We start from the raw sequence: 12,509 nt of genomic DNA, 5'->3' as shown, positions 1-12,509 counted from the left end.
GTGTCGCGCAAGATTACCGGCCCGGGAAGCGGTAGTGCTCCGTACGCTTCGCGAATACCCAGGTCAAGCCACTGCCGACCAGACAGCAGGCGCCGATATAGACGAAGTAGAGCTGCGTACCGAGCACGCCCGGAAACTGGTGCGAGATCGCCGAGTTGATCATCGGCAGGAAGACGTCGGGCGAAAGACCGATCATCGAGATGATCCCGATCGCAAGGCCGGTCACGCGTGCCGGCACATGGCAGCGGTCGATGATGGCCCAGTACAGGCCGTGCACCGAGTACGTCATCAGCCCGAGAAGCACGATGCAGCAGGCCAGCAGCCACATGGGAACCGAGGCGGGCACGAGAACAAACAGCATCCATGCAATAGCCGCGGCGAGCATGCCGAAACCCAGCACCTTCACATTGGAGAAGCGGTCGCCGAGGAACCCACCGCCAATGGCACCGATGGGCCGCATCCACAGCTTGATGACGGTCAGCTCACCGGCGAGCACGGCAGAAGCCGAGAAGTGCTCCTGGATGTAACTGGAGAACGAGAACGTCGCCCACAACAGCTGATAACCTGCCAGCACGATGAGGCTGATGAGCCAGATCTCAGGAATACGGATCAGCATGATGAAGTCGCCAAGCGCGCTGCCGCCCTGTGCCGCTACACCGGATTCACGCGTGCGGTTCCGGTCGCTCGGCAGGATCAGCCCGGCAAGCACGCCGATGCCCAGGCATGTGTACGCGTACATGTGGATCACGGGCTGCAGGGAATGTTGCGGCGTTTCGCTCGCGTAGTGCGCGAAGATCGCCACGGCGATCGAAGCGAGTACCGCTTCCGTGAGCCCGCGGCCGCCGTCGAGGATGCCGAAGAAGCGGCCCTGCTCGCGGTCGGTGCCGAGCAGCTTGACGGCGCGCAGGATCGCCGACCAGAAGGTCAGGCCGCCGGCCACACCCCAGCCGAGGAAAATCCAGCGCAGCATCGACGGATCGGGGTAGGTGGCGAACCACAGGCCGAGCAGGCCCACGGCGCCGAGCGAAAACACGACGAGCCAGCGCGAGCTTACGCGGTCGGCGAGCCATCCACTCGGGATGTAGGTGACCACATAGACGATGCCCAGCACCGAGTAGAGCTCGCCGAGCTGGTCGGCAGTGATGTGGAACGCCTGCAGCAGCGTGTTTTCAAAATTCTGCCGCAGGTAGAGCAGCGGATACAGCGCGCCGGCGGCGAGTGTCAGCACGGCCAGCTGAAAATAGCGGACTAACGGGGAGGGGGCGGATGTATCCGCCAGTGTCTGCTCCGGGGATTCGATTGTTACAGTCATGATGTCTCCAATTTTTATTGCTCGATGCGCGGTGTGTCTCACCGGTACTGCATGACTATCTCGGCGTATTCTTCGTGTTCCGGGTCTGGCGCTCTCCAGCTAGTAAGCAATCCGAAATGTATTCGCGGCTTGCAGGGGTTCATATGTAGCGTTGGCGGGGCCACGTCAATCCGTGTTACGCCCCGCGCAGCTTTCCAGTCAGGATTTGTCCTGTTCCTGTGTCTTTTTCCAGGTCGTGTGCTTACCAGGTCGCAACCACGAGGCGCGTCTGCGTGAAGGCGAGCATGCCGTGCTGGCCATCGTCGCCGCCAATGCCTGATCGTTTCCAGCCCGAGTGATGGCCCTGGTATGGGTCATCAGGCACGCGGTTCACGTAGCATTCGCCCGCCTCGATCTCGTTGGCGACGCGCATGATGGTGCGATGGTTTTCGCTGTAGATCATCGAGGCGAGTCCAAACTGGTGATCGTTGGCCATCTCCAGCGCCTCGTCGAGCGTGCGGTAGGTGACGACGGCGAGCACCGGTCCGAAGACTTCTTCCTGGACGATCTCCATATCCTGGCGACACCCGGTAAGCAGGGTCGGCGGATAGAAGAAGCCCTTGCCATCCGGGATCACACCGCCGCATTCAAGGACAGCGCCGTCGTCGATGGCGCGCTCGACCATCTGGTGGATATGCAGGCGCGCATTCTCGTGAATCAGCGGCCCCATCCAGTCGTGATTCTTGCTGCGGTCGCCCCACTGGCGTTCGCGCATGCGATTGCGCAGCAGGCCGATGAACTTCGGCGCGATTTCTTCGTGCACATAGACACGCTCGACGGCGGTACAGAGCTGTCCACAGTTCGTCGTCTTCGAGCGGACGATATCGGCGGCCGCCTGTTCAAGGTTGGCATCGGGCTCGATGATCGCCGGGGTCTTGCCACCCAGCTCGAGCGCCACCTTTGCGATATTGACCTGCGAGTATTCGAGCACCTTGCGGCCGGCGCCGACGCTGCCGGTAAGGGTGATCATGCCGACAGCGGGGTGCGTGCAGATCTGCTCGGCCACCATGTGGCTCATCGCCATGATGTTGATCACACCGGCTGGCACATTCGCCTGCACGACTGCGTGTGCAATCTCCATCGCCGAGCACGGCGTATAGCTGCTCGGGCGCACGATCACCGTGTTGCCGGTGATGAGCGCCGGGGCAAGCTTGCGCATCAGCGTGTACACGGGGGAGTTGAACGGGATGAGACAGACGACAACCCCGATGGGCTCGCGATAGAGCAGAAGGTTTTCGTTGGGGTTGTCGCTCGGGATGATTTCGCCGGTGATGCGGCGTGCCCATTCGGCGTGATAGCGCGTGACTTCCGCTGCGTAGATGACTTCAGCGCGCGCATGCGCGGGACTCTTGCCGGATTCGAGTGCGAGAGCCGCGCCGATCCGGTCAGCCCGTTCCACGAGTGCATCAGCAAGCCGGTGCAGGACCTTGGCCCGTTCGGCAGCGGGCAGACGGCGCCACGACTTCTGTGCCCCAGCGGCCTGACGCGCGGCCCGGTTCGCATCTTCCGGACTGGCCGTATCAACGAGCGCGACAGCCTGCCCGGTAGCGGGATTGATGACCTCGATACGGGACTGCGTTGCAGACCCGGTGAATTCGTTATCGATGAAATTTTCGTAGTGCTGCACGTAGGCGTTCTCCGTTCAGTTCGACGTGACAGGTCACGGCGTGTGAGGAGGACTATAAGCGGCAGTTTTTTCGTGGGTCAACAAATTTTCCTGGACGGATTTATTTTTCCATATATGGAAAATCACCCTCGGAAGCCCCGTCAGGCCGACCCGCTCAGACATTTGTCACCAAAGAGTTAAACTACGTCAAATGCCGCGATCGGGCGCGCATTTGGCGGTAGCATAGGCATGCTCGCCGTCATGCTGTTCGCGGTTGGCATCTGCCGGAAACACCGGCACCAGGCCTGGAAACCTGGTTACGCAACACCCCGCACGCCCGCAAGGGCGTGCGGCTATCGCTGCACGTCTGTTGGTTTCGTCAATGGGCGGGTCGTGGTAGGGAGGTCTTCGGACCTGCCGGTTTGGTGTTGCGCCGGTTTTCCAGCCCTGCCTCGTGCCCGCTCACCCCTCGCAGTGCCTCTGGTTGCGGGCATGTTTTCCGTTCACTGGAGGACACGCCTTGCATCACAACGTCACCTGTCACTCGAATGCGCCCATCGCCGGTGTTCGTCAACGACGTGCTCACTGCAACGAGCCCGTGCTAGTCCCTATGGGTGAGACGATGCGCCACAGGCTGTCGGTGCGAACCACCCGGCTCATCGTCCATGTGCTTCCCTGGCCGCTTCAAGCTTGACGAGATCACGCACCATGCAAAAGAACGAGACGAATCACGAGTCCACGGTGGCGAAATTGCGCGACCAGATCAAGGTACTCGAGGACCTGCTCCTTTTTCTGGCTGAACATCGCGGCAGTGTCGCAGCGGCCCTGGCAGACATCGCCAGCAATGCCACAGCGCTTGCAGCAAGCCCCTACATGCCGAAGGTTCACACCGAAGACCTGTTGCGTATCTCGTGCGACGCCGCCGCGATCATGGCGCAAGTTCAGGGTGAATGCCAGGAAATCGACCGCGCGATGATGATCAGGATGGAAAAGCTCGCCCCATCATCGGCTGCCTCGCCATACATCTTTCCGCCGGCGAGAAACCAGTAACCGGGGACAAACAGCGTGCGATTGAGACATATCGAGATCCTGCTTGCGATCATGCGCACGGGATCGATTTCTCGGGCTGCCGAACTGATGTGCATTTCGCAACCCGCCATGAGCAAGGCACTCGCGCAGACCGAGCACGGCCTCGGGTTTGCCTTGTTCAAGCGCACCAACAACAGGCTTGTGCCTACGCGTGAAGCCGAAATCCTCTTTGCCGAATCCCACAAGCTCCAGTCCAATATCGAGAGCCTTCGAAACCTCGCGCGCAATCTGGCATCGCAGCCCCAGGGCTATCTGCGCGTCGGGTGCCTGCCGAGTCTCGGCGTGAGCCTGATCCCCGAGGCGGTCCAGCAATTCCGCCTTTCGCATCCCGAGGTCTCGCTCAGGATCCAGACCCGTCACACGACCGAACTGATCACGGCGCTTTTCACAAGGGATCTCGATATCGGTGTTGGCGTCGAGCCGCCCAGAAGTCCGGGAATCACAGCGGTCGAACTGGGCCGCACCGCGCTCGTCTGCGTCGGACCACCTGGAGACGACAGCACTGAACCGATCGGGATGGAGGAGGTGGTCACGCGCGACTGGATCAGCATCGGCAGCGTGGATCCGCTTGGCGAGTTCATTCGACGGGAGCTTGAAACGCTGGGGCTGGACGGGCACGTTGCCTCGATCGAAGCCCAGACCTGGTACGTTGCGCGTGCGCTGGCCGCAAGGGGCGTCGGCCTGACATTGATCGATGAGCTGAGCGCGCGCATGGGTGCGGACCAGGTCTCTGTCCGGCCCGTTCTTCCGACACTCTCCATGGGCGTCTATGCGCTGTGGCGCGACGGTGAGCTGGAATCCAACGCCGGTAAGGCATTCGTCGATATGCTGCGCGCGTGCGTCGAGAACATGGGTAGTCATGCTATCTCGAAATCAGGGCCCACATTCCCGATTTGCGCATAACGTGGGGTTATGCACTCCCAACTCAATTCATTTGCGAGGGGATGGTTGCGCACGCACACTTTGACCAGTTACGGTTCACGAAGGAAGGCTGGTCGCATATGCAGGTATGTATCGTGGGTGCGGGCGTTGTGGGCTTGACCGGAGCGTATTTTCTCGCTCGCGAAGGCCATGACGTGACGGTTCTGGAGAGTGGGGACGATGTCGCGCAGGGGGCCAGCCATGCAAATGGTGCACAGCTGAGCTACAGCTACGTGGCACCGCTGGCCGACCCTTCCGTGCTTCCGCATCTGCCGGCGTGGCTCCTCAGCAGTGACTCGGCGCTGCGCTATGTGCCGCGTCCCGACATGAAACAGTGGCGCTGGTGCATGGCGTTTCTGCGAGCCTGCCGCACGGCGACGAGCAACAGGACTGCGCTGGAGCTGCTCCAGCTCGGCGCATTGAGCCGTGCGGCCCTGCATGAGCTTGTCGGGCAGGAGAAGATCGAGTTCGACCACGTGCAGAACGGCAAGCTCGTCGTCTACCGTGACGCCCACGAATTCGAACTCGCCCGCAGGAAAGTTGACCTGCTCGCGGAGGGCGGCGCCAGCCAGTCGGCGCTCGATCGCCGCGGTTGTATCGAGATTGAACCGTCATTGGACTTTGCGCCGACGTCGATCGTTGGCGGCATTCATACGCCATCGGAAGAAGCAGGTGATTGCCTGCGCTTTTGCAATGCGCTCGCGAATGTGCTGCGCGATCGGTACCACGTCAGGATCATGACCGGCACCCGCGTGCTCGGCTGGGTGAGGCAGGGAAGACAGATCGTTGCCGCGCGAATCGAGCAGGGCGATATCCGCGCAGACGCATTTGTTCTCTCGGCTGGAACGGCCAGCGTTGATCTCGCTGAAGGGTTGGGTTTGCGCCTGCCGATCTATCCGCTGACGGGCTACAGCCTGACGGCCGCCGCGATTCCGGACCGGTCACCGGGGATCAATGTCACGGACCTGCACCGCAAGGTGGTGTACGCGCGGCTGGGAGAACAGTTGCGCATCGCTGGCATGGTGGAAATCACGGGGGCGGATGAGTCGCAACGCGAGGCGCGGCTCGCAACGTTGACTCGTCACGTGAAAGAGATCTTCCCCTTTGCTGCTGACTATGCGAATGCCGAAACCTGGTGTGGGCACCGGCCAGCAACGCCCGACAGCAAGCCACTCGTGGGCGCCACGAAATTCAGCAATTTCTGGCTGAACACGGGGCATGGGGCACTGGGTTTCACGCTCGCGTGCGGCACCGCGAAACTGCTGGCCGAGGTACTGCATGGACGGCAGACGTCGGTTGATGCGAGCGTCTATTCGTTGAACCGGTTGTCGTAGGACAAGGAAGTATCGCTTTTCGCAGGTTGAAATAACCCGGTCGGCGCATCGTGCGTCGCCCCATCAAACCAAGGAGACACCATGAAACGTCTGGCAATGCTGTCGGTGATCGCGACGGGATGCGCACTTTTCTCCAGCGCGCAGGCGCAGGAGACGAGTCCCACGCTGCAGAAAATCAAGAATACGGGCGTCATCTCGCTGGGCATCCGCGAGTCGTCGGTGCCGTTTTCCTACTACGACAGCCAGCAGCACACGGTCGGCTACTCGCAGGCAATCGCGCTGCGCATCGTCGATGAGGTCAAGAAGGAGCTCAAGCTCAGCACCCTGACCGTCAAGGAAACGCCGATCACGTCGCAGAATCGCATTCCCGTGCTTCAGAACGGCACGATCGATATCGAGTGTGGATCGACCACGCACACGAAGGAGCGCGCCAATCAGGTCGCCTTCACGAACAGCTTCTTCCAGTATGGCGTGCGCCTGATCACGAAGAAGGACTCGGGCATCAAGGACTTCTCCGATCTCGCGGGCAAGACCGTGGTGACCACCGCGGGCACGTCGGAAGACCGCCTGCTGCGTGAGATGAACAACACGAAGAAGATGAACATGCAGCTCATCTTCGCGAAGGACCATGCGGATTCCTTCCTGATGCTCAAGACCGGCCGGGCGGCAGCCTATGTGAACGACGAGCCGCTTCTGTACGGCGCGCGGGCCAACGAGAAGGACCCGCAGGACTACGTGGTCACCGGTACGCCGCCGATGTCCGAAGTCTACGGCTGCATGGTGCGCAAGGATGACCCCGTCTTCAAGAAGCTCGCAGACCGCGTCATTGCCAACATGCAGACGTCGGGCGAAGCGGCGCAGCTCTACACGAAGTGGTTCACCCAGCCGATCGCGCCCAAGGGCATCAATCTCGACTATCCGCTGTCGGCCGAGAACAAGGCACTGTTCGCCCATCCGAACGATCAGGCGCTCGACTAAGCGTTTCGGCAAGACGCGGAGCAGGGACGGCCGGCAGGGCGCTGCGGTCCCTGTGCTTCACCGCCCGGTAATTCATAACCACCAACGCCCGGAAGCCGGAGAAGGTCGCTGGGAAGATCAGCAGCCTGACTCCGGCACCCATGCGGGGAGACTTTTACCATCATGTCCTATCACTGGAACTGGGGCATCCTGTTCAGTCCGGTATCGACGGGCGAGCCCACGACGTATCTCGGCTGGCTCATCTCGGGCTTCTGGGTGACGATCACCGTGTCACTCGCGGCCTGGGTACTCGCGTTCATCGTCGGATCCTTCTTCGGCGTGCTGCGCACGGTGCCGAACAGATGGGCCGCAGGAGCCGGTACCGTCTACGTCGCCGTGTTCCGCAATATCCCGCTCATCGTGCAGTTCTTCATCTGGTATCTGGTCATACCGGATCTGGCGCCCTCATCGATCGGCCTCTGGTACAAGCAGTTGCCACCTGACGCGCAGTTCTACTCGTCATCGATCATCTGCCTGGGGCTTTTCACCGGCGCGCGGGTGTGTGAACAGGTTCGCTCCGGCATCAATACGTTGCCGCGCGGCCAGCGTGCCGCGGGACTCGCGATGGGGTTCACGCAGTGGCAGACGTACCGCTACGTGCTGCTTCCGGTGGCGTATCGCGTCATCGTGCCGCCGCTGACATCCGAGTTTCTGAACATCTTCAAGAACTCGGCCGTCGCCTCGACGATCGGCCTGCTCGATCTGTCCGCGCAGGCACGCCAGCTGGTCGACTACACCGCGCAGACCTACGAATCGTTTATCTCGGTCACGCTCGCGTACGTGCTCATCAATCTCGTCGTCATGGCGCTCATGCGCTGGGTCGAGTCAAGAACCCGGCTGCCCGGCTATATCGGAGGCAAGTGATGCATCACTTCGACTGGAGCGGCATTCCCAACGCGCTGCCGACACTGTGGACCGGCGCGGTCGTCACCTTCAAGATCACGCTGTGCGCCATCGTCGTTGGCATTCTCTGGGGCACGCTGATCGCCCTCATGCGCCTGTCTGGCGTCAAACCGCTTGCATGGTTCGCGAAGGGCTATGTAACGGTGTTCCGTTCGATCCCGCTCGTGATGGTTCTGCTGTGGTTCTTCCTGATCGTGCCGCAGGTGCTGCAGAACGTGCTCGGCCTCTCTCCTGATGTCGACGTACGGCTGGCATCGGGACTGGTCGCGTTTTCCCTCTTCGAGGCGGCTTACTACTCGGAGATCATCCGCGCCGGTATCCAGGCGATACCCCGCGGGCAGGTCAACGCCTCGTTCGCGCTCGGCATGAGCTACGGGCAGGCGATGCGCTTCGTCGTGCTGCCGCAGGCGTTTCGGGCGATGGTGCCGCTTCTGCTTACGCAGGCGATCGCGCTGTTCCAGGACACTTCGCTCGTCTATGTGATCAGCCTCGCGGACTTTTTCCGTACGGCCACCAATATCGGCGACCGTGACGGTACGACGGTTGAGATGGTCCTGTTCGCAGGCGCCGGCTATTTCGTGATTTGCCTCGTTGCATCGAGCTTTGCCAAAGGTCTCCAGAGAAGGGTTGCAAGATGATTTCCATCAAGAACGTATCGAAGTGGTACGGCCAGTTCCAGGTGCTCACCGACTGTACGACCGAGGTGAAGAAGGGCGAGGTGGTGGTTGTGTGCGGCCCGTCGGGTTCGGGCAAGTCCACGCTCATCAAGACCGTCAACGGGCTTGAGCCATTCCAGCAGGGGGAAATCCTCGTCAACGATCAGTCGGTGGGCGACAGGAAGACCAATCTCCCGAAACTGCGCTCGAAGGTCGGCATGGTGTTCCAGCACTTCGAACTGTTTCCGCATCTGTCGATCACCGAAAACCTCACCCTCGCGCAGATCAAGGTACTGGGCCGAAGCAGGGATGAAGCAACGGACAAGGGGCTCAAGCTCCTCGAGCGCGTGGGACTGCGCGCACATGCGGACAAGTTCCCGGGCCAGCTATCGGGTGGCCAGCAGCAGCGCGTCGCCATCGCGCGCGCCCTGTCGATGGACCCGATTGCCATGCTGTTCGACGAGCCGACCTCCGCGCTCGATCCGGAGATGATCAACGAGGTACTCGACGTGATGGTGGAGCTCGCGCAGGAAGGGATGACGATGATGTGCGTGACCCACGAAATGGGCTTTGCAAAGAAGGTCGCACACAGGGTGATCTTCATGGACAAGGGCGCCATCGTCGAGGACGATCAGAAGGAAGCCTTCTTTGCGAGCCCGAAGTCGGATCGCGCGAAGGATTTTCTGGCGAAGATCCTGCACTAGCGGGCAGCCCGGCACGACCGCTGCGACGACAGGTCATTCAATCAGGGAGATGAAAACAATGAGCGATATTCAACGTCTTGAAACCGGGCCGCGCCTCTCGCGCGTGGTGATCCACAACGGGACGGTCTATGTGGCCGGCCTTACGGCCACCGCGCGTAATGGCGATGCAGGCGTTCAAACGGCAAACATCCTGCAGCAGCTCGACAGCTATCTGGAAATGGCGGGCACCGACCGCGAGCGTCTGCTGACCGTACAGATCTGGGTGGCCGACATGGCCCGCGATTTCGCGCTGATGAATGCGGCGTGGGAAGAGTGGGTACCGAAGGGGAAAGCACCGGCTCGGGCGACCTGCGAAGCCGCGCTGGCGTCGCCGGACATTCGCGTGGAGATCATCGCGACCGCGGCGTTGAAGCCGTAACCGTTCTTTCGGGAACGTCTTGAAGAACGAGATTACCTCTCATTCAACAGCGCCGATGCCAGCCTTGCGACAGAGCCGGATGCCTCGCACGAAGAGCATGCTGCTTCCGCTCAATGCAGTCACGCGCAACAGGATATCCACCACAAACCATCTCGCGCTGGAGATGGCGCGTCGTGGCACGGTAGAGCCATTTCATGCCATCGTGATCGACGAGGCGATTTTCCTCGCGCGTGCCATGAGTGGAAAAGATCGTCGTGCGGATATGGGGCAGTTATTTGCAGACGCCATTGCCGGGTTCGAACGATGCCGCGACGCGGTGACAGAAGTCGGGGCTTTTCGTGTGGATGACGCTACCTACGTCCTGTTTGGCGAGGTGCTGAACGCACTCGACGAGATGATGCGGGTGATGCCGGTGTCGGCCTTTCTCGAGGCCAACCAGAAGCTCGCGCTGCTAAAGGAGCTGGCGCCAGACTAATGTGACGTTAAAAGGTGTTCCATAGCAGTGCCTCCCCTCTTTGCCGCCTTTCCGGGCGGCATTTTTTTGTCATGCAGATGATGAAAAAAACGCCTTGATTTACGGGAGAATTATCATTTTCCTGACAATGCCGGGCCATTGCGCGGGGCATTAGTCTGGATGGAATTGCGCATTCCAGAAATAAGAATTCCCTGCACCCTGCATTGCGGGCAGTCTCCAGATATCTATAACCGCGTTCGGTTGATGAGGATTCCGTCGAATACATCGTCACGTATTCCGAAGGATTCTCTCCCTGGCCGGACAGAACATTGGAGACACCATGGCCATCGTCAATTCCGGGGCCCGTCTTGACCGCCTGCCCATCAGCCGGTTTCACTGGAAGATCCTCGGGCTGATCAGCGCGGGGGCCTTCCTGGATGCCTTCGACATCTACCTGGCCAATGGTGCGCTTGCCGCGATGGTCAAGGCAGGCTTTACCGACATGCGCACGGGGTCTTTTTTTCTCTCGGCGACATTCCTTGGCATGATGATCGGCGCCGGCCTCGCGGGCTATCTCGGTGACCGCTTCGGGCGACGGTTTTCGTATCAGGCCAATCTGGCCATCTTCGGCGGAGCGTCGTTCATCGCCGCCTTCGTGCCCAGCATTGACTGGCTGATCCTGCTGCGCTTCGTGATGGGCGTCGGCCTCGGCGCCGAACTCGTTGTCGCAGCCGGCACGCTGTGTGAATTCGTGCCGCCGTCGAGCCGCGGCCGCTGGACTTCGCTGCTGGCCCTCATTACCAACTCGGGTCTGCTTGCCGCCACGGCAATCGGCTACTGGGTCATTCCGCATCTCGGCTGGCGCTACATGTTCGCCATCGCGGGGGTGGGGGCGCTGATCGTCTGGGTGCTCCGTCACCGCATGCCCGAATCGCCGCGCTGGCTCGAAACGGTCGGCCGCAGTGAAGAGGCGGAACGCACGGTCGCTGCGATCGAGGAGGAGGTGCGTCGCCATACCCGCCGTGACCTGCCGGCCGTCACCGGGGTTCACGATCACGAGACGCCGGCCGCACCGCTCTCCGCGCTGTTTGCCCCGGGCATGATCGGCCGCACCGGCGTGGCGGCGCTCACCGCGGTTGCCGTCAACGTTTCGCTCTATGGTTTTGTCGCGTGGCTGCCGACGTTCTTCATCAACGAAGGCCTGAGCATCACGCGCTCGCTCGGCTTCGTTGTGCTCATGTCGTTCGGCGCGCCGGCGGGTGCCGTCGTCGGTTACGCGATCGCTGACCGCCTGGGCCGCCGCAAGGCCCTGATCATCAGCTCGCTCGTCTCCATTGTTCTCGGCTACATCTACGTTCAGATGCGCGAGCCTGTCGAGATCTCGGTGATGGGGTTTGCGCTCGTGACGGCGCTCTATACGGTTTGCACGCTGGGCCTGTTCGTCTATATCCCGGAGCTTTTCCCGACTACGCACCGTCTGCGAGGCACGGGCGTCGCCGGCGTCAGCGGGCGGGCTGCATCGATGTGCACACCCTATCTGGCCGTGCTGCTGTACACGCACTTCGGTGTCTCTGGCGTGGTGGCCATGGTCGCCTGCGTGATGATCGCCCTGTGCGTCGCACTGGGGCTTCTCAAGGTCGAGCCAGGCGGGCTGACGCTGGAGGTTGTCTCGGGAAAGATCCCTGAGAACGAAGCCGCCGCGCAAACCAACGTCACCGCATAAGCGCGGCTGCCTCCATGCATTTCGATTTTGTCGATCTGCGACTGCTCACGGCGCTGGGTGAGACGGCCAATCTCGCCCGGGCCGCGACCCGCTGCCACCTGTCGGCGCCCGCCGCGAGCAACCGTCTGAAGAACCTCGAGGATGGCCTGGGCTTCCGGCTGCTGCACCGGACCAGCCAGGGCATGACACCCACGCCGGCAGGCGAGTGCTTCATGCGTCATGCGCGGCTCGTTCAGGAGCAGGTGGAGCGGCTGGCCGCCGACATGCAGCAGTTTGGCGAGGGCATTACCGGGCACGTGCGGATCTGGACCAACACGACCGCCATGAGCGGGA

Annotated in this window: 13 protein-coding genes; 11 read left to right on the top strand and 2 right to left on the bottom strand. The window is 61.5% G+C overall.

All coding sequences use genetic code 11. From position 1 onward, the window contains the following. Window positions 1-13: 13 nt before the first annotated feature. Together L0U80_RS30160 and aldA are read right to left on the bottom strand one after the other, a co-directional pair. Window positions 14-1,354 (bottom strand): MFS transporter, encoded by a 1,341-nt coding sequence (locus L0U80_RS30160; protein ID WP_233874856.1) that lies wholly within the window; start codon window positions 1,352-1,354, stop codon window positions 14-16. A gap of 199 nt (window positions 1,355-1,553) precedes the next feature. Next, complete coding sequence (gene aldA / locus L0U80_RS30155; protein ID WP_233874854.1) at window positions 1,554-2,978, bottom strand: aldehyde dehydrogenase; 1,425 nt, start codon at window positions 2,976-2,978, stop codon at window positions 1,554-1,556. Window positions 2,979-3,665: 687 nt separating this feature from the next. Between aldA and L0U80_RS30150 the strand changes: the two genes are divergently transcribed. The 11 genes from L0U80_RS30150 to L0U80_RS30100 form a co-directional block, all read left to right on the top strand. After that, window positions 3,666-4,007 carry a hypothetical protein gene (locus tag L0U80_RS30150; protein ID WP_233874852.1) on the top strand — a complete coding sequence of 114 codons (342 nt, stop codon included), beginning with the start codon at window positions 3,666-3,668 and terminating at the stop codon, window positions 4,005-4,007. A gap of 15 nt (window positions 4,008-4,022) precedes the next feature. Continuing rightward, window positions 4,023-4,949 (top strand): LysR family transcriptional regulator, encoded by a 927-nt coding sequence (locus tag L0U80_RS30145; protein ID WP_308444904.1) that lies wholly within the window; start codon window positions 4,023-4,025, stop codon window positions 4,947-4,949. Window positions 4,950-5,047: 98 nt separating this feature from the next. Continuing rightward, a complete protein-coding gene (locus L0U80_RS30140) occupies window positions 5,048-6,301 on the top strand; it encodes a D-amino acid dehydrogenase (protein ID WP_233874849.1) in 1,254 nt (417 codons plus the stop codon). An 81-nt stretch (window positions 6,302-6,382) separates the two neighbouring features. Continuing rightward, window positions 6,383-7,279: a transporter substrate-binding domain-containing protein gene (locus L0U80_RS30135; protein ID WP_233874847.1), complete on the top strand. Its 897-nt coding sequence runs from the start codon at window positions 6,383-6,385 to the stop codon at window positions 7,277-7,279. Between the two features lie 162 nt (window positions 7,280-7,441). Beyond that, the gene (locus tag L0U80_RS30130) at window positions 7,442-8,182 is read left to right on the top strand and encodes an amino acid ABC transporter permease (protein WP_233874846.1); all 741 of its coding nucleotides are present in this window, start codon (window positions 7,442-7,444) and stop codon (window positions 8,180-8,182) included. Continuing rightward, window positions 8,182-8,859: a glutamate/aspartate ABC transporter permease GltK gene (gene gltK / locus L0U80_RS30125; protein WP_233874845.1), complete on the top strand. Its 678-nt coding sequence runs from the start codon at window positions 8,182-8,184 to the stop codon at window positions 8,857-8,859. The genes L0U80_RS30130 and gltK overlap by 1 nt, the downstream gene beginning before the upstream one ends. Beyond that, complete coding sequence (locus L0U80_RS30120; RefSeq protein ID WP_233874844.1) at window positions 8,856-9,581, top strand: amino acid ABC transporter ATP-binding protein; 726 nt, start codon at window positions 8,856-8,858, stop codon at window positions 9,579-9,581. The genes gltK and L0U80_RS30120 overlap by 4 nt, the downstream gene beginning before the upstream one ends. A 58-nt stretch (window positions 9,582-9,639) precedes the next feature. Next, on the top strand, window positions 9,640-9,999 hold the full coding sequence (locus tag L0U80_RS30115; protein WP_233874843.1) for a RidA family protein: 360 nt from the start codon (window positions 9,640-9,642) through the stop codon (window positions 9,997-9,999). 97 nt (window positions 10,000-10,096) lie between these two features. Next, entirely contained in the window at window positions 10,097-10,474 is a 378-nt protein-coding gene (locus L0U80_RS30110; RefSeq protein WP_233874842.1) for a hypothetical protein, read from the top strand. A 319-nt stretch (window positions 10,475-10,793) separates the two neighbouring features. Then, window positions 10,794-12,176 (top strand): MFS transporter, encoded by a 1,383-nt coding sequence (locus tag L0U80_RS30105; protein ID WP_233874841.1) that lies wholly within the window; start codon window positions 10,794-10,796, stop codon window positions 12,174-12,176. A gap of 14 nt (window positions 12,177-12,190) precedes the next feature. Then, window positions 12,191-12,509 (top strand): LysR family transcriptional regulator (locus L0U80_RS30100; RefSeq protein WP_233874839.1); only part of this gene is annotated, 319 nt, incomplete at its 3' end.

This window comes from Paraburkholderia adhaesiva (genome assembly GCF_021390575.1).
Taxonomy (GTDB): domain Bacteria; phylum Pseudomonadota; class Gammaproteobacteria; order Burkholderiales; family Burkholderiaceae; genus Paraburkholderia; species Paraburkholderia adhaesiva.
The sequence above is the reverse complement of the archived record's forward strand: the minus strand, read 5'-3'. Positions and strand labels throughout refer to the sequence as shown.